Source organism: Methylobacterium sp. E-025 (assembly GCF_022829705.1).
Taxonomy (GTDB): domain Bacteria; phylum Pseudomonadota; class Alphaproteobacteria; order Rhizobiales; family Beijerinckiaceae; genus Methylobacterium.
In genome coordinates this window covers 1-19611 of record NZ_JAKSYR010000136.1, presented here as the reverse complement: position 1 = coordinate 19611, position 19611 = coordinate 1, and the positions used below count along the sequence as shown (strand labels likewise).

Here is a 19611-nt window from a genome sequence, read left to right as displayed (position 1 = left end):
CTGGATGGTGGTACTGCCTTACCCTACCTCCCCTACGCCGATACCTCTGCCCCTACCCGCCCTACCTCTCCGCTAACAATCCAGCCGTCGGCTGCTTCGACCACTGCCGTCCCCTGACGGACCGGTAGCTCTAAGATCGATCGTAGCTGGGTTCATCGACCATACCGCACCCCGCCGACTCGCGCTGCCCATTCTACCACAAGCTGCGGCGTCCCCTTCGTCGTTCATTCTGCTGCCCCATCCGGGAACCCCTGGCCAGTCGCACCTCCGCGGCCGTGCCCAGGACCACCCCGATGGACATCACCGCCCCTCTGCTCTCCGCAGCCAACGACAACCCCACCCCTCTCGCGGCTGCCGCCCGCGCCGTCCTCGACCCCTCCGGGCTCGGCACGATCGACCGCGTGCCCGTCATCCCCGAGGCCGCCCGCCGCCGTCACCGCGTCTTCGTCCCCGCCGACCACCGCTTCATGGCCGCCGCCCGTTTCCTACAGGCGCTCTGGCGCGAGGGCCGCGGCCTCGCGATGGGAACCCATGTCGACCGCCGCGAACCGCACCGCCCCCGCCGGCTGGGCTCGCGCATCTCGACCGCGGCTGGCACGCTCGGCGCCAACTTCCTTCATCCGGACATCGTCCCGGTGGTCGCCCGCGCCCTCGCCTACCGCGAGCCGGGCGCGGCCTACGACGTCGACCGCCTCAAGACCAACCTGCTGTCCTCGCAGCCCCTGGCCTTCAACCTGTTCGGTCTGCTCACCGGCAATCCGACCCTGGCCACCTGCTTCGTCAACGAGCTGCTGCCGGGCACAATGACCCACGTCACCGACATCCTGTTCGAGCACTCGCCGGGCCGGGGCGACCCACGCTTCACTGCCGACCGCACCGCCTACGATGTCGTCCTTCGTGGCCGGGATGCGACCGGCGCGCGGGCCCTGCTCTGCATCGAGATCAAGTACAGCGAAGCGGGCAACGAGCCGGTGCCACCGCCCCACCCGCGCCACGCGGAGATCGCTCGCACCACCCCCGGCCTGTTCGTAGACCCGGCCAACCCGACACTTACCGGCCCCGCCTGCCAGCAGCTCTACCGCCAGCACTGTCTTGCGAGCGCCATGCTCACCGCCGGCCTCGCGGACACGGCGACGCTGGCCTTCATCGCCCCCACCCACAACCAACTCGCACACGCAGCGGCGGCAACGTACACGCGCCATCTCACGGACCCGCAGGCCGGCCCGATCCCCTTCGTCCCCCTGACCCTAGAGCATGCTTTCGCAGCCCTAGCGACGGCCGGCCTCCCGAACCACGCTCGCGCACTTCATCGCCGTTACACGGACTGGTGGCTCGTCGACGGCGAACTCGACCTTGCCGTGGCGCCGGCATCCGCTGTCACGCCACTCCCCGCCACGGCACCGACCGCACCGACCACGACCGATACACCGATAGCCCCGGCGCGGCCCGTCCGACGGCGCCGGCCGCACGCAACTCGACTCTCAGTCGAACCAATCGCTCGCGCGGCCTGACACGGTCCCTATCACCACGGGCGCCCGCCCCAACCAGACGGGCGCCCGCACCCCGCTTCGTCCCCGGCGCAGCAGTCGACCGCGCCGTGGCTTCCACGACGGTCCGGCCGCCAACGACGCTGACCGCGACAGTACGGACCCCTTCGTCCAAACAGCGCAATCGGTACAGACATGCCGCAACCAACAACCCATCGCAAAACCTCGGTGGCTTCATTAGAGTCCTGCGAAGCCAAAATCTATCAGAGCGGATCACTGTAGTTTACAATAGGCCTTGTCGATCGACGGCGTCGCGCCGGAACCCTGCCGCAGACACGACTTACCGGACATGAACTTCCGCGTCTGCGCATGACAGGCGCTACTTCCCTTGCGTCCTTACCTCGAACCACCGCTGCAGTCCCGGTGCGGCGTCCCTTACCAAGGGATGCCCCTTCATGCTCTTCCACCACAACGATCACCGCCGCGACATCCGTACGCTCACGACAAGCCGCCTGATCGACGCCACCCCGCGCCACCTCGCGCAGACCATTCTGCACCCGGGTCTTTTCAGACTGGCAGCGGTGAACCCGCAGCGACCACCCCTGGTCGCGATCGACCTCGATCCCACCCCCAACGGGCATGGTGCGGTCACGCTGCACTGCCCGCACAGCGGTATCAGCGAGCTCCGCCCCCTGCGAACGCGACACACCTCGCCCACACGCCTCACGGCCGATACCGGCGGCAACGTGGTCTTTTCCGGCGCGGGTGAGACGCCCGCCCTAGCGCTTACCATTGACCTAACGCCGCTCGTCCGGCCGGGGCCGACGCTCGCCACCCGCGTGACCCTGTCCGTCAACTTCGTGCGCGAACCCTGGTGGCCCAACGACCTGACGCACACCCTAGGCAGCCTCCCCGACCTATGGCTCCGGCGTTTGGAGAAGCAAGCTCGCGATGGCCAGGGACCACCAGACCTCCGAACGCGGCAGGCCCCCACCCGGACCATCGCCCTTCTCGCGCCGATCCCCTCCCCGCCAAGTGTCTGAAACTTGGCACCTCTGACCACGGACATTCTGCCGACATGCCGCCTGGGGCGCGCCCGGCGAGCTCCAGCTCGCACTTGTATGACGAGGCGGCCAGAGTCGGCGTGCGCGCCATCTCCCTGACAACAATTGACCCAATAAAGCAAGTCGGACATCTACAATGACTGCGCACTACTAAGAGGCATGAGGCCGTCGGAAGAAAGAATTTGACGTCGTCCGTTGTCTCGCGTTCAAATGCGGAGCAAGCGCATCAAGGCCGTGTATGTTTCTGACGCAGGAAGAACTCCTCACCCGTCTCAAGGATTGCCTTGGAGCGGCCGATCGCGTCGACATTGCCATGGCTTGGATGTCATTCGGCGAAGCATTCTCGGCGCTGCACGAGTTCGCGAAGGCCCGGCCCAAGGCACTCAGAGCCATCGTGGGTACGACCGGAACGGCGACTCACCCGCGGGCTTTGCGCCTCATTCATGAGACGGCTCGGCTGCGCCTCCCCGGCGGCTCACCTCTGTTCCATCCCAAACTCATCATCTTCCACCGGGGCGAGACGGCGCTGGTCTGGATTGGCAGCGCGAACCTCACCCGCTGCGGTTTTGAGCAGAACACCGAGATCGTCGCGGAGCTACCTGACGAAGGCGGGACCGCGCGTGCCTGGTTCGACGGCTTCTGGACCGGGTTAGACGCCGATTGCTGCCCGCGTTTGGATCGATACGAGGCGGACTGGAAGCCGTCCCTCTTCGGCCAGGCCACCGATCTGGAACCGCCCACCTCACACGAGGCGCTCTGGGCGATCGCACAAAATCTCTCGGACTGGCCGTCCTTCGTTCGTGCACTAAGGGTGGCCAGTTCATTCTGGCAGCGGGAGTTCAAATGCACCGTGGATGGCGAAGCAAGCAGCTGGCTCAACACGGTCACCCTCGGGATGGAGATCACACGCCGGGAGAGCTGGGATAAGCTCAGCGATGTCGACTACCACGTTCTACTAGGCATCCGGGACAACGCCGACGACGTCATGGGCTACGGCCTCCTCGGCTCGATGCAGGGGGCTGGAGAGGTCAAGACTACCTTTCTCAAAAACACCGGCCCACATCGGAAGATTAGGGAGCACATCCGGTCATGTCTGCGGGGGCCGATCCACGCATCTGACGCCGCCTTCCCCGACGCCGCTGTCGCATTCATTCGACAAGTCTCGGCTTTGGAGCGGTTCGGTCCTGCAGTCGCGACGAGATTGCTCGCCCTGGCTCGGCCCGACCGGGCCGTCTCGGTGAACAATGGCTCTCGCCCCGGCCTCGCTAAGCTATCCGGCCTGCCCCGCAGCGCTCTGAGCAACGTCCCGGGCGGCCCGCGGGCAAAATCCTACTCTGATCTGCTCGCGTTCCTTTCGACGAAGGAGTGGTACTGCCACCCGAAACCCGCGAACCGGTACGAGCAGACGCTCGCCAACGCCCGGGCGGCCCTTCTCGATTGCCTCGTCTACGTGCCGACTGGCAGCGAGACGGCGTAGGCGACCATTAGCTGGGGGATAGCAATCTCAGCAGGCAGGCCGTCCCGCAGTTCATCAACCCAACGCGGATACCGGCGCGATGTGTAACTGGGCCGATAGACAGGAAGCGTCAGGTTTACCCCACAGGATGGAGTCCTCAATCGGGGCGACTTTCGAGCGGAGTTCGGACTGGACCCTGGAAAAATCCGCGTATAGTCACAAACCTGTCGTCCACGCCCAGATAACCCGTTGCACGGACAAGGAAAATTAGGTTTCTTCCAGCAACCATCTGCCTAGTTTGGGACGAGGCAGATGTCACAGGCGCTCGCGGACTAGCCTCTGCCGACACGGCGTAACACGGGGACGACGTTTGACATGCCGACGTTCGTCACCCCCGCCGGCGAAGAGGGGGGAGGCCCAGAAAGGCAAAAGGAGGCACCCGCATCGGCGAACGCCCCCTCGTTTACTGTTCCGCGGACGGTTCAACCAGCGCGTCAACGGGGTAAGCGTCCCGATGCCGATGGGCTGGACGCCAGCATTTGCGTTGCCTCAGATGAGTTCCATCTCTAATCGGAGCTTTTCCGGCGGCGGAGGCCGCCGTGACGGCTCGGGCTCGTACGACAACTTCGTCACCCGCGTATTAAACTCCAACGGATACAACCAGCGAACGTCGCGCCACCCGTCCTCGTATCGCGACGTGAACGGGGGACGGGGAACCGTAGGTGTCCGGAGGCTTCCCAACTGTTCCTCAAGACTCATCGCTCGCTGCACTGACAACTTCTTCGGCCGTGGCGAATTCCGAACTTCGTCGCAGCCGTCTGGGATACCGATCCGACGGCGAGCCGGGCCAAGATTCAACGCATGGCCTAGGCGCGGCACCATCGTGACCACGCCGGGGTCCTGCCAAGGACACGCGATCAGGTCACCCAGCATCACATCGGTCGCGGACTGCGAGTTATATGCCTGCCGCACGACCCCCTGCGGGTCGTAGCCCTTTACCTGATAGTGAAAGCGGTGCCAGTGCAGCCATGGAGTCTTCCTCGCCGGACCAGTTACCCGGATTGCCCGCGGACAGGATCCATACCCATTCCGCTCCGGCCAACCCATTGCCCACCGACGGAACTCATCGCGTGCTTTCGAGCGGGAGTACGTCGACAGGCACAGATAAACCGCAAGATGGGTATGCACGCCGATCCGCGCGCTGCTCTCGTGACTGAAGAAATAAACAGTTGGCAGATGTCGCTCATGTAGCCAGGCGTTTAAGTCTTTCAAGAAACGAGAGAAAGTGTCCTGCGCGCTTACCGCATTCGGAACGCCGAGCGCACCCCACCACAAGGTAATAGCCGTCTCGCATGTCAAACCGTGATGGGCGGCAAACGCTGCCGCCGTATAGTGCTCGCTGAACTCCTTCGGCGTAATATAGGTGGATGCGGGAGGCGAAACGGAGCCTTCGGCAACCACTGGCTGCACGAACAGATGGCGGGACGGCAGCTTTCGTACATAAATATCTGGCCGCCCCGCCTGCGCCAGCTGCAGGTAGTCATAGCTCGAGAGGGGATCGGGTGGCTCGTCCCACATCGCGCGCAGTAAGGTCCCGAAGTGGCCGGTAACGAGACTTAGATCGAAGTCGGTGCCGGGTATCGCGCAGCATTCGTATAAATACTTGGACCAAGTATCGGTGTCCTGAAATCGATCGCGGCAGAACACAGAACGGGGCTTGAACGCCATGGAGAAACTCTCGGGCTGGTCACGGCGCGCAGCAGCAAATTCCCCGATGACCTCGTCGCGGGCATTACTGCACTGGCAGAGCCTGCGCCTGACAAAAAACGGAGACCGCGCGTACAGCCGGGTGCGGTCAATTAGGCTCAAACGGGACTGAGGCAACGCGATCCTGGTCGACGTGCCTCAGCCCCGCGACACTTATCGTCGGCCCATCAGCTCGACAGCACCTCGGGCGACTCGCCGGCATCCCCACGAGCTCCAACGTTCATGCTCGCCAGGATCTCGACCAACGGCGGCATCACGTAGGTAGGACGGCCCCTAACCTTGGGCGGTTGTGACGCGTCCAACTGGCGATGAATATGCGAGACGAGATCGGCCAGAGCTCCGCGATCTACGGACGTTTTCGACGCGCCCTGACCCGGCGCTCCCGACTGGCGATTTTTGAACTGGCGGCTCATGGCAAACTCCTTTGCTTGAGAGATAGAAGTACTACGGAACACTGGCCTCAGCTAAGCAGAGCAAAATCATCACGCTCGAAGCGCGGAAGCTCTGACGGGCTGAAGCAACAGCGACCGGGTACTTCCAATTAAACCACCGCGAGGCAGCTTAGCTGGAGACCGCCCGCCAAACTGGCGGGACTCCTCTTTCAAGCTTGGGGACTGGGCCGGGGGGCACAGGCGCCATTAACAGCAACTCGCATGTGGGGCGCGAAGCTCTTCCGACAACCGGCGCAGGGCCGACCACCCGCAATTTTTCTAGCGAAGGATAAGCGGACGCTGGACCTTCTCCGCTCGCGCCGTCGACGTACCAGCTGCGTCACGCTCGCTCTAATGCTGGACGTGGCGGCAAGCTCCTAGTTCGCCAGATTCAGAGCCACGCTCCCTATGAGCCCCTGCGCCTCAACCGCTAGCCAGGCGGGATGGGAACCAGCCAGGGAAACTACCGAAGGGCATCGGTTGCAAGGGGTCTCGCGCGCGCGGGACCGCAGGATGGAGGATGACGGGTAGCCCCAACCCTCCTAGACGACCCCGACGTCCCGCGGATCGAGCGGACGGGTCCGTCCGCGCTGGCCGTCCAAGCTGACGGGAAGCGGTGCGTAAAGGCCGACAGCACAGCCCCGGCCTGCCTCTTACAAGGTTGCACTTCGATCCGCCGGTCGACCGACGACGTGGCTCCGAGATCCGGAACCCCTCGCGGGCGGGCGCGGCTTTGCCCGCCATCGGCAAAGCCTTGCCTTCAGCAAGCCAGTCTCCCTCAAACGTCCACCAAGATCCAGAACGAGCGGGCAGGCGGAGACACTCCGGGACGCAGACGAGACACCGGCCGAGGCAGAGACCCCCGATCACCACCGGCCCGCTGCAACACGCACCGGCCCCACCCATCTGGTGAACGCTACCTGCCGTCCCGGGAAACTTCGGCCGAGCCGCCGACACCGCGGCCGCCCGGAGCCCTGCCCTTCATGCCCGCGCCCGACCTGCACGCCCGCGTGACCACCGCCATCCTCGCGCAGATTGAGACCGCCGACCCCGCTTCGTGGTCCCCGCCCTGGCACGGCGCCGACCCAATGCCGCGTAATGCCCGCACCGGACGACGCTACCGCGGCATCAACGTCCTGGCCCTCTGGTGCGCGGCCCAGGCTGAAGGCTACACGGACGCGCGCTGGGCCACCTACCGGCAATGGGCCGCCCTCGGCGCGCAGGTCCGCAAGGCCGAGCGCGGCACGCTGGTGCTTTTCTATAAGGACCTGCCGCGAAGCGCCCGCGCCGGGACCAGCGACATCGACCCGCCCGACGGCGCCCCCTTCGTCGCCCGCGCTGCTCACCTCTTCAACGCCGCCCAGGTCGACGCCGCCTCGCAGACCGTGGACACTGCTACCCTCACGCCGCCCGACCCGCTTCCGTCCTTCGACGCCTTCGTTGCGGCGACCGGCGCAACGATCCGCGAGGGCGGCACCCGCGCCTGCTACGTCCCGTCCACCGACACGATCCACCTGCCGCCCCGCATCGCGTTCCACACGGCCACGGGCCGCGCCGGCACGCTCGCCCACGAGCTCACGCACTGGACCGGCGCCCCACACCGGCTCGCCCGCGATCTGACCGGCCGGTTCGGCGCCCGCGCCTACGCCGCCGAGGAGCTGGTGGCCGAGCTCGGCGCCGCCTTCGTCCTGGCCGACTTTGGGCTCGCGCGCACGCCCCACCCGGACCACGCCGCCTACTGCGCCTCATGGGCGCCGCTGCTGCGGGCTGATCCGCGGGCACTCAGCCACGCGGCCGCACAGGGCTCGCGGGCCGCGGACTACCTCACCGCGCTGCAACCGGGCACCCGGGAAGCACCGGGGATAGAGCGCTTCGGGCCTCTGTAATCTGTGGTTGGCCTGTACGAGTTAAGCGCCTCGGCGCCGCTCGGTTCTCCGAGGAAGGCCGGCGCTTCGATCCGGCGCTCCTGCGCGGCCCCGACGCGAACACCCATGTCTACGCTTTCGGTCCTCGGCGCCTCACCGAGGCCGTGCAGGCGGCGCTCGCCGCAAACGGCTGGCCGCTCGAGCAGGTCCGTGTCGTGCACTTCGCCGCTGTCTCAGACGAAAACTTCAAGCCGGAACCGTTCGACGCGCGAATCGCCTCCACCGGCGCCGTACTCCACGTGCCGGCGGACCGCTCGCTCCTCGACGTGCTGCGCGACCACGGTTTCTCCCTGCCCTCCTCGTGCGAACTCGGTGTCTGCGGCGCCTGCGAATGCGGCTACCGCGACGGTACGGTGATCCACCGCGATGCGGTGCTCCCGATCGGGAAACGCCAGGAGCGGATGACCCCGTGCGTCTCGCGCGCCCGGGTCGGCGTGACTCTAGACCTCTGACGGGCCCGCGATGGATCGACGGGGGGCGTTCGCCCCCCGTCGGCCGCGTCGGTGCGGGACGGTCGAGGTCAATAATCCAAGAACAGGTCACGAAGCAGTCGTAAGCTGCTCACGATAAGGGCGGCGTGGACTACCCGAGATCGAGATGGCCCCGGCGATGATCGTGGCCCGCTACGACGCGCCTTAAGAGCCCGACGAGAACGTCCTGATCCTGTGCGCCGAGCGCTGAGATCGTTAAGGCATGGGCCTCGTGGGCGGCGTGCTCCATCGCAGCGTGGAGCGCCCTACCCTCCGCGGTGATGCGACAGATCTGCGCCCGACGATCCGCCAGGGAGGTCGATCGGCTAACCAAACCTCGGGTCGCGAGCCGCTTCAACGCCCCGGTTGTGGTCGTCCGGTCGAGCGCGACCGCGTTGGCCAGCGTCGTCTGGTCGGCCTCGTCGAGGTCCCGCAGCAACGACAGCAGGCTGTATTGAAGCGGCGTGATCCGAAACGAGGCGCAGCGCTCGGAAAACAGGCTCACGTGGATCTGGTGAAGGCGCCGCGCGAGGAAGCCTGGGCGCTCAGCCAGCGGCCAGGTGCGGGCGGCGCCAGCGTTGGTCTCCGTCTCCTCGCAGTCGGCGGCCATGTCGTCGGCGATCCTCTCGTCCATCGCAATTCACCCTTCGAACCAGTCTGGCACGCAGACTGCATATCGGCAACTACGAAGCATACTTCGCTTTTCGATGCACCAGAGCGTCCACGCGACCGGCGCTCCGATGATGAGGCAGTCCTATGGACGATCCCCGTTTTGATCTGCTCCTGCGCGGCGGACGCGTGATCTGCCCGACCTCCGGCATCGACGGCATCCGCGACGTGGCGATCCGCGACGGGCGTATCGCGGCGGTCGCCGAGTCCGTCGTCCCATCGGCGGCGACAGAGGTGGTCGACGTGTCCGGCAAGCTGGTGCTGCCGGGCATGATCGACACCCACGGCCATGTCTACCAGTATGTCACCGGCCGCTTCGGCCTGCCGCCCGACATGGTCGGCGTGCGCTCCGGCGTCACCACGGTGATCGACCAGGGCGGCCCGTCCTGCATGACCCTGCCGGGCTTCCGCCACTTCGTCGCGGAGAAGGCCGAGACGCGGATCTACGCCTTCCTCTCCGCCTACCTCGTGGGCGGTCTCGAAGGGCATTTCTACCCGAACCTCTACAGCCCCGACGGCGTCGACATCGAGGCGACGGTCAAGTCGGCCACCGAAAACCGCGACCTCGTGCGCGGCATCAAGGGCCATGCCGAGATCGGGGGGTTCGCCCGCTGGGGCATCAAGGTCATGGAGATGGCGGCCGAGATCAGCCGCCGCTCCGACCTGCCGCTCTACGTGCATTTCGGCCAGCTCTGGGGACTGCCCGAGAGCGGTGCCAACGGCGAGGACGCCAACACCATCATGGAGCGGGTGATCCCGCTTCTGCGCCCCGGCGATTACCTCGCCCATCCCTTCACCCGGCATCCGGGCGGCTTCATCAACGAGGACGGCGTCGTCCACCCGATCATCCGCGCGGCGATGGATGCGGGCTTGCGGGTCGATGTCGGCCACGGCAGCCACTTCTCCTACCGGGTCGCCCGCGCCTCCCTGCCGGCGGGCGTGATGCCCTACACCCTCGGCGCCGACATGCACGGCTACAACACCGAGGTGCCGAAGCCCGCCGGCACCCCGGACGAGCACCACGACGACGAGAACCACCCCTTCCTCGGACAGGCACGCTTCAGCCTGACCCAGGCGATGAGCTCGATGATGGCGCTCGGCCTCTCCCTGGAGCAGGTCGTACCGATGGTGACCTCGCACCCGGCCGAGATGCTGGGGCTGTCCGATCGAATCGGCGCGCTGACACCGGGATTCGCCGCCGACGTGTCGGTGCTCCACGACCATCGCGGCCGCTTTCTCCTGCGCGACAACGAGGATACGCAAGTCATCGCCCAGCGGCTGCTCCAGCCGGCCTTCTGCCTGCGCGCGGGCAAGCGCTTCGACGCGGATTCGCCGATCCTGCCGCAGGCGATCGCGGCGTGACGGCGCGACCGATCCTCGGCGAGGGCGTCGGCGCCCGCCTGCCGCGCAAGGAGGACGACCGCCTGATGCGCGGGCGCGGCCAGTATGTCGGCGACATCCGCATGCCGAAGATGCAGGACGTAGCCTTCCTGCGCAGTCCCCTGGCGCATGCCCGCATCCGGGCGATCCACGTGCCGGAGGCCTATCGCGACCGGGTGTTCACCGCGGCCGATCTCGACGGCGTGCAGCCGATCCGCGCGGTATCTGGGCTGCCGGGCTTCAAAGTCTCGGAGCAGCCGGTGCTGGCCGTGGGCAAGGTGCGGCAGGTCGGCGAGCTGCTGGCGTTCTGCGTCGCGCCGACGCGGGCCGAGGCCGAGGATATCGCCGCCTCGATCGTCCTCGACCTGGAGGAGCTTCCGGCCGTCCACGACATGCTCGCCGCCCGCGAACCGGGTTCGGCGCTCGTCCACGAGCACTGGGGCGACAACGTCTTCCTGGAGACGCAGGTCGACGTGAACTTCGCCGACGCGCTCGATGCGCCGATCCAGGTCTCACGCACGATCTCCACCGCCCGCCAGTGCATGGCGCCGCTCGAGGGGCGCGGCGCCGTGGTGCATCTCGATCACCGCATGGACCAGCTCGTCGTCCACTCCGCCAGCCAGATGCCGCACATCGTGCGCAACGGCCTCAGCGAGTGCCTCGGGATCGAGCAGGGCCGCATCCGCATCGTCGCGCCCGATGTCGGCGGCGGCTTCGGCTACAAGGGCATCCTGCTCGCCGAGGAGATCTGCCTCGCATGGCTCGCCCTGCGCTGCGGCCACCCGGTGCGCTGGCTGGAGGACCGGCGCGAGCACCTCACCGCCAACGCCAATTGCCGCGAGCACCATTACCGCATCACGGCCTATGCCGACCGCGACGGAACGCTTCGCGGCATCGACTGCGAGGCCACCGTCGACTCCGGAGCCTACTCCGCCTATCCGTTCTCGGCCTGCCTGGAGGCGGCGCAGGTCGCGAGCATCCTGCCCGGTCCCTACGACTTCCCGAGCTACCGCTGCCGCACGTGGTCGGTGGCGACGAACAAGTGCCCGATCCTGCCCTATCGCGGGGTGGCGCGTACCGGCGTCTGCTTCGCGCTGGAACTCGTGCTCGACGCGGTGGCCCGCGAAGCCGGCATCGAGCCGTGGGTGGTGCGCGCGAAGAACCTGGTGCGCCCCGAGCAGATGCCGTTCGACAACATCACGAACAAGCATTTCGACAGCGGCGACTATCCGCAGGCGCTCGCCCGCGCGCTCGACGCCGTCGATCTGCCGGCCCTGCGCGCCCGGCAGGCCGCGGGCGAGCCGGACGGTCGCCGGGTCGGCCTCGGCCTGTCGATCTACTGCGAGCAGGCGGCGCACGGCACCTCGGTCTATTCCGGCTGGGGCATCCCGATGGTGCCGGGCCACGAACAGGCCGGCGCCCGCCTGACCCCGGACGGGGGCCTCGAACTGCGCATCGGCGCCCATTCCCACGGCCAGGGCCTCGAGACGACGCTCGCCCAGGTCGCCCACGAGATCCTCGGCGTGCCCGTCGCACGAACCCGTCTCGTCCACGGCGACACCGCGATGACGCCCTATTCCACCGGCTCCTGGGGCTCGCGGGTGATGGTGATGGCCGGTGGCGCGGTGGCCACCGCCTGCCGGGAACTGGCCGACCGGGCGCTCGCAATCGGCGCGCACCTGCTCCAGGCCGAGATTTCGGAGTGCCGGTTCGCGGCCGGACGCGTGGTCGGCCCGACGGGCGACGTGTCGCTCGAAGAGATCGCCCGCACCTGGTACCGGCGGCCGCAGGATCTCGCGCCCGACGTGAACCCGGGCGGCCTCGAGGTCACCGCCGGCTACAAGCCGCAGCGCGATTCCGGCACCTTCTCCTACGCCGCGCACGCGGTGGTGGTCGCCGTCGATCCAGACCTCGGCGCGGTCGAGATCCTGGACTATGTCATCGTCGAGGATGGCGGCGTGCTGGTGAACCCGCTGGTGGTCGACGGCCAGATCTGCGGCGGGCTCGCGCAAGGCATCGGCACGGCGCTCTACGAGGAGATGGCCTTCGACGACCGCGGCCAGCCCCTCGCCTCGACCTTCGCGGACTATCTCCTGCCCGGCGCCGCCGAGGTGCCCGATCCCCGGATCGACCACATGGAGACGCCCTCCCCCTACACGCAGTTCGGCGTGAAGGGCATCGGCGAGGGCGGCGCCATCGCGCCGCCTGCGGCTCTCGCCAACGCGATCAACGACGCGCTCGGGGGCCTGGGCGTCGAGATGCTGCGGTCGCCGATGAGCCAGCGCCGCATCGTCGAAGCCGTGCTCGCCGCCCATCATCGGACGGCCATAGGCGCGAGAGCCGCCGCATGAAGGCCGCCCGCTTCGCCTACGAGCGCCCCGCCGACCTCGCTGCGCTCCTCGATCGGCTCGCCGAGGCCGACGGCGCGGTCAAGCTGATCGCCGGCGGCCAGTCGCTCGGGCCGATGCTGAACCTGCGCCTCGTCGAGCCCGACCGGGTCGTCGACGTGACCGGCATCCCCGAGCTGCGGCAGGCGAGCCTCGAGGGCGCGACCCTGGTGCTCGGCGCCTGCGTCACGCATGCCGACATCGAGGACGGACGGGTGCCGGACGTGACCGGCGGCGCCATGGCGCGGGTCGCCTCGGCCATCGCCTACCGTCCCGTGCGCAACCGCGGCACCATCGGCGGCAGCCTCGTCCACGCCGACCCCGCCGCCGATTGGGTCACGGCGCTGCTCGCGCTTCGCGCCGAGGTCGAGCTGGCCTCGCGATCCGGGCGCCGCCGCCTCGCCCTCGACGCCTTCGTCCGCGGCGCCCTCGACGTGGCCCTGGAGCCCGGCGAGATGCTGGTCGCCGTGCGGATTCCTACGGTCCCGCACGGCCTCGCCTGGGGCTACGTCAAGCACTGTTCGAAGATCGGCGAGTTCGCCCACGCCATCGGTGCCGTCCTGGTCGATCATCAGGCCGGGCATGGACGGGTCGTGATCGGCGCGATCGAGCAGGCGCCGCTCCTGCTTTCCGACGCCCGCCCGCTCTTCGGCGGCCGCATCGGCGCGGATTTCGCGGAGCGCTTCGATGCGCGGGCGGCCGACGACGCCCTGCGGGAGGCGGGTATGTCCGAGGCGATCGACCGCCACGTCCACGTCACCGTGCTCGCCCGCGCCGTCGCGCAGGCGGCGCGTCCCGCACCGGTACCCCTGACGGAGGCCGCATGAGCACGGCGGCGCTCGCCCGCGACGACCGGATGCCCCTGGCGCTCACGGTGAACGGTCGTGCCGTCCGCACGGAGGCCGAGCCGCGCACGCATCTGGCCGACCTGCTGCGCGATACCCTCGACCTGACCGGAACCCATCTCGGCTGCGAGCACGGCGTCTGCGGCGCTTGCACGGTGCTCCTCGACGGCGAGCCGGCCCGCGCCTGCCTCACCCTCGGCGGCGCCTGCGAGGGCAGCGTCGTCACCACCATTGAGGGCCTCGACGACGATCCGATCGCCGGCGAACTGCGCGCCGCGTTCAACCGCGAACACGCGCTCCAGTGCGGCTACTGCACCCCGGGGATGCTGGTCGCCGCCCGCGACCTCGTCATCCGCCTGCCCGAGGCCGACGAGCGGCGCATCCGCGCCGGGCTCTCGGGCAACCTCTGCCGCTGCACGGGCTACGCCGGCATCGTCCGGGCCGTGCGCACGGTGATCGCCGAGCGCCGCGCACGGGGCATTCCCGCCGCGACGCATGGCGGCGCGGAGGCCGGGCGCGCGCTCGGGCCCGTCGGCGCCAGGATCGGGACGACCGTCGCCGGAGGCGCGACGCCGCCCGCCGCCCGCCCACCGGTCGCGACTCCCGCCGCAATCCTCGACATCGCGGACGACTTCGAGCCCGCGCATGGCTTCGCGCAGACCTTCGCAGTCGCCCATCCCCCCGAGGCGGTGTTCGCCCTGTTCGGGGATGTGGCGGCCGTCGCCGCCTGCCTGCCGGGCGCCGTGCTGACGGGCACGCCGCAGCCGGATGCGGTCGAGGGCGCGCTCCAAGTGCGGATCGGGCCGATCACGGCGCGCTTCGCGGGCCGGGCGCGGATCTGGCGCGACGCGCCCGTCCGCGCCGGCCGAATCCTGGGGGCGGGCAGCGACGCGGGCGGACGCTCCGCCACGGAGGGCGAGATCCGGTATCGGGTCGAACCCGGCGAGGCCCCCGGCACGGCGCAGGTGGTGCTCGCGGTCGGCTACACCCTGAAGGGTCCGCTGGCACAGTTCGGCCGCCCCGGGCTCGTGCGCGATCTCGCGGGGCGGCTCACGGCCGACTTCGCGCGCAACCTGGAGGCCCGGCTGTCCGGCGCAGCGCCCGCACCGCCGGCCGACCTCCATCCGATCCGCCTGATCCTCGGCCTGCTGCTCGATCCGCTGCGCCGGCGGTTCGCCGCGTGGCGCGGGACGCGGTCCTGACCTTCCCCCATCGCCTCACGACGTCCCGGAGACCGACATGACCCGCAAGACCCTCGCCCCCGCCCTGGCCCTGTCGCTGGTCCTCGCATCGAGCACGGCCTACGCGCAGGCGATCCGCATCGGCGTCAACGAGCCGCTCACCGGAGCGTTCGCGGCGTCCGGCACCTACGTGGTCAACGGCGCGAAGATCGCGGCCGACGAGATCAACGCCAAGGGCGGCGTGCTCGGGCGCAAGATCGAACTCGTGATCGAGGACAACAAGAGCAACCCCACCGAGGCCGCGGCGGTGGCCGAGAAGCTGATCACCAGCGACAAGACCCCGGTGCTGATGGGCGCTTGGGGCTCCAGCCTGACGCTGGCGGTGATGCCGAAGCTCGCCGACTACGAGACCGCGATGCTGGTGGAGACCTCTTCATCCGGCAAGATCACCACGTCCGGCAACCCGTACGTCTTCCGCATCTCGCCGCCCTCGTCCCTGGAGGCCGAGACGTTTGCGCCGATGGTCGCCAGGCTTGGGCTGAAGAAGGTCGACTTCCTCATCCTGAACAACGATTTCGGCCGTGGGGCTGCGGCCGATTTCGGCACGATGCTCAAGGGCAAGGGCGTCGCCATCGGCCTCGTCGAGACCATGGACCAGGGGGCGCAGGACATGAGCGCCCAGCTTTCCAAGCTAAAGGCCTCCGACAGCGACACCATCATGATCACCAGCGCCGTCGATCAACTGGTGCTGATCTTCAAGCAGATGGCCGCGCTCGGCCTCAAGAAGCGGATCATCACCACCGGCGGCTCACAGAACCCGGACCAGATCATCGCTCAGGCCGGCAGCGCCGCCGACGGCACGATGCACCTGACGACCTTTCTGCCCTGGTTCCCCGAGAAGACCCCGAACCCGCAGGCCACTGCCTACTTCATCGGCGAATGGAAGACGCGCGGTTTCCAGTTCGCCGGCGTCACCGAGAGCTTCCGCGGGTACGACGGCATCCGGGCGATCGCGCAGGCGATCGAGAAGGCGGGTTCCGCCGAGCCCGCCGCGATCACAAAGGCGTTCTGGTCGGTCGACTTCACCGGGCTCAACGGCCCGATCCGCTTCACCAAGGCCGGCCCCGCCGGCAAGGAGAGCGGGCAGAGCAAGCCCGACGTCTACCTGATCGAGATCCGGGACGGGAAGGTCGCGGTTCCGACCCTCTGACGCCGCCAGCCCGATCGATCCCGGCCGGCACCGAGCCCGGCCGGGCCCGCCCGAGACGGACAGGGACCGCCCGATGACCGAATTCTGCCAGCACCTCCTCAACACCCTGGTCCTCGGGGGCACCTACGCGCTCCTCGGGATCGGGCTGACGCTGATCTTCGGGATCATGAACGTCGTGAACTTCACGCACGGGGCGCTCTACACGGTGGGGGCCTACCTCACCTACCTCGCGGTGGCCGCGCTCGGACTGAACTTCTTCCTGGCGCTGCCGGCGGCGATCCTCGGGGGTCTCGTCCTCGGGGCCGCGATCGAGCTTGTGCTGCTGCGACCGTTGCGCGGTTCCGACATCGACACGACCATGCTGGTGATGATCGGGGCCGGCATCGTGCTGCAATCGGGCACGCTCTGGCTGTTCGGCGGCGTCGCCAAGGCAATCCCGACGCCGTTTCCCGAGGCGCCGCTCCAGATCGGACCGGTTTCCGTCTCGTGGCTCCGCTTGTTCGTCCTCGGCGCGGCCCTGGCCCTGATCGTGCTCACCTACGTTCTGATCAACCGCACCCGGCTCGGGCTCGCCATGCGGGCGGCCTTCCAGGACCACGACACCGCCGCCCTGATGGGCGTCAACGTGCGGCTGATCTACACCGCGACCTTCGCCATCGGCTCGAGCCTCGCCGCCGCAGCGGGCGCGCTGCTCGGACCGGTCTACGTCGTCTTCCCGCAGATGGGCGGGATGGCCGAACTGAAGGCCTTCGCCATCGTTATCCTCGGCGGCCTCGGCAACATCACCGGCGCGGCGATCGGCGGCTTCATCCTGGCGCTCGCCGAGGAACTCGGCGCCGGCTACATCTCTTCCGGCTACCGCGACGCGATGGGCTTCCTGATCATCATCGCGGTGCTGGTGTTCAGGCCGACCGGCCTGTTCGCCAAGGCGGAGCGCATCGGATGACCCGACTCGCGCCCCTCGCCATCCTCGCGGGCCTCGGCCTACTGCCGCTGGTACTCGGCACCAACCCGTATCTCCTCAACGCGCTGATCACGACCGGCATCCTGATCGTCGCCGCCATGAGCCTGAACCTGCTGCTCGGCTTCACCGGGCAGCTCAGCCTCGGGCACATCGCCTTCTTCGGCATCGGCGCCTACGTCAGCGCCCTGACGAGCCTCGGCTTCGACGTCGACCTCGGCTTCGGCCTGCGGGTCGTGCACGAGCCCTGGCCGGCGGCGATCGGCTTTCCCCTGGCGATCCTGGCGGCCGCCGCGTGCGGCTGGCTCGTGGGGCGGCTGTCGTTCCGGGTGCGCGGCGCCTACTTCGTCATCGTCACGATCTCGTTCGCCGAAGTCGTGCGGCTCGTGGCGCTGAACTGGGTCGAGCTGACCCAGGGGCCCCTTGCGCTCACCGGCATTCCGGCCTTCACCCTCGGCCTTCCGGGCCTCGGCACCTGGACCCTCAAGACCAAGCTGCAGAACTACTACCTCGTCCTCGCGGTCGGCACGCTCTGCTACCTGATCGTCGCCCGCCTCGTCGGCTCGCGCTTCGGCCGGGCGATGCGCGGGCTCAAGGAGAACGAGTCGCTCGCGCTCTCGGTCGGCATCGACGCGACCCGCACGCTCACCATCGCCGCGGTGATCTCGGCGGGCATGGCGGGCGCCGCCGGCAGCCTCTACGCGCATTATCTGCGCATCATCGACCCGGACGTGTTCCAGTTCTCCACGACCGTGACGATGGTGATCATGGTGGTCGGCGGCGGCAAGGGCACCCTGCTCGGGCCGATCGTCGGCGGGGTGATCTTCGGGATGCTGCCGGTGGCGCTCCGCCCCGTGATGGCGCCCGAGGCGCAGTGGATGGTCTACGGCCTCGTCCTCATCGCAATCCTGTTCATGGTGCCGAAGGGGATCGTGCCCGGGCTCGCCGGCCTCGTCCGCCGGCGCACCGCGCCGGCTTCGACTGCGCTAGCCGCCGAGGTGCGTCCATGAGCGCGCCGCTCCTCGCGATCGATCATGTCGGGGTGCGCTTCGGCGGCCTCGTGGCCATCGCAGACCTGCATTTCGACGTCCATCCGGGCGAGATCGTCAGCTTGATCGGCCCGAACGGGGCCGGGAAGACCACCGCCTTCAACGTGATGACAGGCTTCCTGAAGCCAAGCCGTGGGGAAGTCCGCTTCCGCGGGACCCCGCTCAGCGGCCTACAGCCCCACGAGATCGTCCGGCTCGGGCTCGCACGCACCTTCCAGCGCACTAGCGTGTTCCCCGACGACACCGTGTTCGACAACGTGATGATCGGCCTGCACCGACGCGGGTCCTCTGGGGACCGTCCGAACCTGCTCGACACCCTGCTCGGGCGCGACGGCGCCACCGAGCGGGCCTCGCGAGACCGGGCGCTCGCACTGCTCGACCGGGTCGGCCTCGCCGCCCGCGCGAACGAGAAGGCGGGCGCGCTCGCCTATGGCGAGCAACGCCTCGTCGGCGTGGCGCTGGCGCTCGCCAGCGACCCGGCGATGTTGCTCCTCGACGAACCGGTCTCGGGTATGAACGCCTCCGAGACCCAGGTCTTCGTCCGCCTGATCCGGGCGATCCGCGACGACGGCGTCACGATCCTGCTGGTGGAGCACGACATGCCGATGGTGATGGCGGTCTCGGACCGCATCGCGGTGCTAAACCACGGACGCCTGATCGCGCAGGGGCCGCCGGCGGCGATCCGCACCGATCCGGCGGTGATCGAGGCCTATCTCGGGCAAGGCAGCGCGGCCCGCGAGGCCGCCCACCGGGCCGCCGCCGCACGGGAGACGAGCGATGCTTGAGATCCGCGACCTCGTCTGCGGCTACGGACACGTGACGGCGCTGAAAGGTCTCACGATCGAGGTCCGGGCCGGGCAGCTCGTGGCGCTGGTCGGCGCCAACGGGGCCGGCAAGTCGACGACGTTGCGTGCCATCTCGGGCCTCGTCCCTGCTCGCTCGGGCTCGATCCGTCTGGAGGGCCGCGACATCACCGGAGCCGACCCGCGCCGCGTGCTCGGCCACGGCATCGCCCATTGCCCCGAGGGGCGCCGGGTCTTCCCGCAAATGAGCGTCGCCGAGAACCTCGCGATGGGGGCCTATCTCCGGCGCGACAAGGTCGGCATCGCCGCCGACCTCGCCCGGATCTACGGCGAGTTCCCGCGTCTCGCCGAGCGCCGGGCGCAGGCGGCCGGAACGCTTTCGGGAGGCGAGCAGCAGATGCTGGCGATCGGCCGGGCGCTGATGGCGCGGCCCAAGCTCGTCCTGTTCGACGAGCCGTCCCTTGGGCTTGCCCCCAACATCGTCGAGCGGATGTTCTCGGTGATCCGCGCGATCTGCAATGCCGGG

General features: G+C 68.5%; 17 protein-coding genes. 14 read left to right on the top strand and 3 right to left on the bottom strand.

All coding sequences use genetic code 11. From position 1 onward, the window contains the following. Nucleotides 1–293: 293 nt before the first annotated feature. The 3 genes from MKK64_RS19940 to MKK64_RS19930 all read left to right on the top strand — a co-directional run bounded on the left by MKK64_RS19940 (nt 294) and on the right by MKK64_RS19930 (nt 4028). On the top strand, nt 294–1511 hold the full coding sequence (locus MKK64_RS19940; protein WP_243936657.1) for a PGN_0703 family putative restriction endonuclease: 1218 nt from the start codon (nt 294–296) through the stop codon (nt 1509–1511). Between the two features lie 431 nt (nt 1512–1942). Then, nucleotides 1943–2530, top strand: coding sequence for a hypothetical protein (locus MKK64_RS19935; RefSeq protein WP_243936656.1), 588 nt, complete (start codon nt 1943–1945; stop codon nt 2528–2530). A gap of 259 nt (nt 2531–2789) precedes the next feature. Further along, complete coding sequence (locus tag MKK64_RS19930; protein ID WP_243936654.1) at nt 2790–4028, top strand: phospholipase D-like domain-containing protein; 1239 nt, start codon at nt 2790–2792, stop codon at nt 4026–4028. A gap of 528 nt (nt 4029–4556) precedes the next feature. On the opposite strand, the gene MKK64_RS19925 is transcribed toward MKK64_RS19930, so the two are convergent. Further along, on the bottom strand, nt 4557–5735 hold the full coding sequence (locus MKK64_RS19925) for a hypothetical protein (RefSeq protein ID WP_243936652.1): 1179 nt from the start codon (nt 5733–5735) through the stop codon (nt 4557–4559). Between the two features lie 206 nt (nt 5736–5941). Further along, entirely contained in the window at nt 5942–6187 is a 246-nt protein-coding gene (locus MKK64_RS19920; protein WP_243936650.1) for a hypothetical protein, read from the bottom strand. A gap of 1001 nt (nt 6188–7188) precedes the next feature. On the opposite strand from MKK64_RS19920, the gene MKK64_RS19915 reads away from it, so the two are divergent. Beyond that, the gene (locus MKK64_RS19915) at nt 7189–8091 is read left to right on the top strand and encodes an ArdC family protein (RefSeq protein ID WP_243936648.1); all 903 of its coding nucleotides are present in this window, start codon (nt 7189–7191) and stop codon (nt 8089–8091) included. A gap of 143 nt (nt 8092–8234) precedes the next feature. After that, the gene (locus MKK64_RS19910) at nt 8235–8582 is read left to right on the top strand and encodes a 2Fe-2S iron-sulfur cluster-binding protein (protein ID WP_243936646.1); all 348 of its coding nucleotides are present in this window, start codon (nt 8235–8237) and stop codon (nt 8580–8582) included. 130 nt (nt 8583–8712) lie between these two features. Here the strand turns inward: MKK64_RS19910 and MKK64_RS19905 are convergent, their stop codons facing one another. Then, on the bottom strand, nt 8713–9234 hold the full coding sequence (locus tag MKK64_RS19905; protein WP_243936644.1) for a MarR family winged helix-turn-helix transcriptional regulator: 522 nt from the start codon (nt 9232–9234) through the stop codon (nt 8713–8715). A gap of 122 nt (nt 9235–9356) precedes the next feature. Here MKK64_RS19905 and MKK64_RS19900 point away from each other — a divergent pair, with 122 nt between their 5' ends. From MKK64_RS19900 to MKK64_RS19860, 9 genes are all read left to right on the top strand, one after another. Continuing rightward, a complete protein-coding gene (locus MKK64_RS19900; RefSeq protein WP_243936642.1) occupies nt 9357–10631 on the top strand; it encodes an amidohydrolase/deacetylase family metallohydrolase in 1275 nt (424 codons plus the stop codon). Nucleotides 10632–10696: 65 nt separating this feature from the next. Beyond that, nucleotides 10697–13000, top strand: a complete 2304-nt coding sequence (locus tag MKK64_RS19895; protein ID WP_243936705.1) for a xanthine dehydrogenase family protein molybdopterin-binding subunit — start codon at nt 10697–10699, stop codon at nt 12998–13000. Continuing rightward, nucleotides 12997–13863 carry an FAD binding domain-containing protein gene (locus tag MKK64_RS19890; RefSeq protein ID WP_243936640.1) on the top strand — a complete coding sequence of 289 codons (867 nt, stop codon included), beginning with the start codon at nt 12997–12999 and terminating at the stop codon, nt 13861–13863. The genes MKK64_RS19895 and MKK64_RS19890 overlap by 4 nt, the downstream gene beginning before the upstream one ends. After that, on the top strand, nt 13860–15083 hold the full coding sequence (locus MKK64_RS19885; RefSeq protein WP_243936638.1) for a xanthine dehydrogenase family Fe-S subunit: 1224 nt from the start codon (nt 13860–13862) through the stop codon (nt 15081–15083). The genes MKK64_RS19890 and MKK64_RS19885 overlap by 4 nt, the downstream gene beginning before the upstream one ends. A 37-nt stretch (nt 15084–15120) precedes the next feature. After that, a complete protein-coding gene (locus MKK64_RS19880; RefSeq protein ID WP_243936636.1) occupies nt 15121–16272 on the top strand; it encodes an ABC transporter substrate-binding protein in 1152 nt (383 codons plus the stop codon). A gap of 73 nt (nt 16273–16345) precedes the next feature. After that, nucleotides 16346–17218, top strand: coding sequence for a branched-chain amino acid ABC transporter permease (locus MKK64_RS19875; protein ID WP_243936635.1), 873 nt, complete (start codon nt 16346–16348; stop codon nt 17216–17218). Continuing rightward, nucleotides 17215–18243, top strand: a complete 1029-nt coding sequence (locus MKK64_RS19870) for a branched-chain amino acid ABC transporter permease (protein ID WP_243936634.1) — start codon at nt 17215–17217, stop codon at nt 18241–18243. Before MKK64_RS19875 ends, MKK64_RS19870 begins: the two co-directional genes overlap by 4 nt. Next, nucleotides 18240–19067 carry an ABC transporter ATP-binding protein gene (locus MKK64_RS19865; RefSeq protein WP_243936633.1) on the top strand — a complete coding sequence of 276 codons (828 nt, stop codon included), beginning with the start codon at nt 18240–18242 and terminating at the stop codon, nt 19065–19067. Before MKK64_RS19870 ends, MKK64_RS19865 begins: the two co-directional genes overlap by 4 nt. Next, the coding region (locus tag MKK64_RS19860) for an ABC transporter ATP-binding protein (RefSeq protein ID WP_243936630.1) at nt 19060–19611 on the top strand (552 nt) is incomplete at its 3' end. The genes MKK64_RS19865 and MKK64_RS19860, both read left to right, overlap by 8 nt.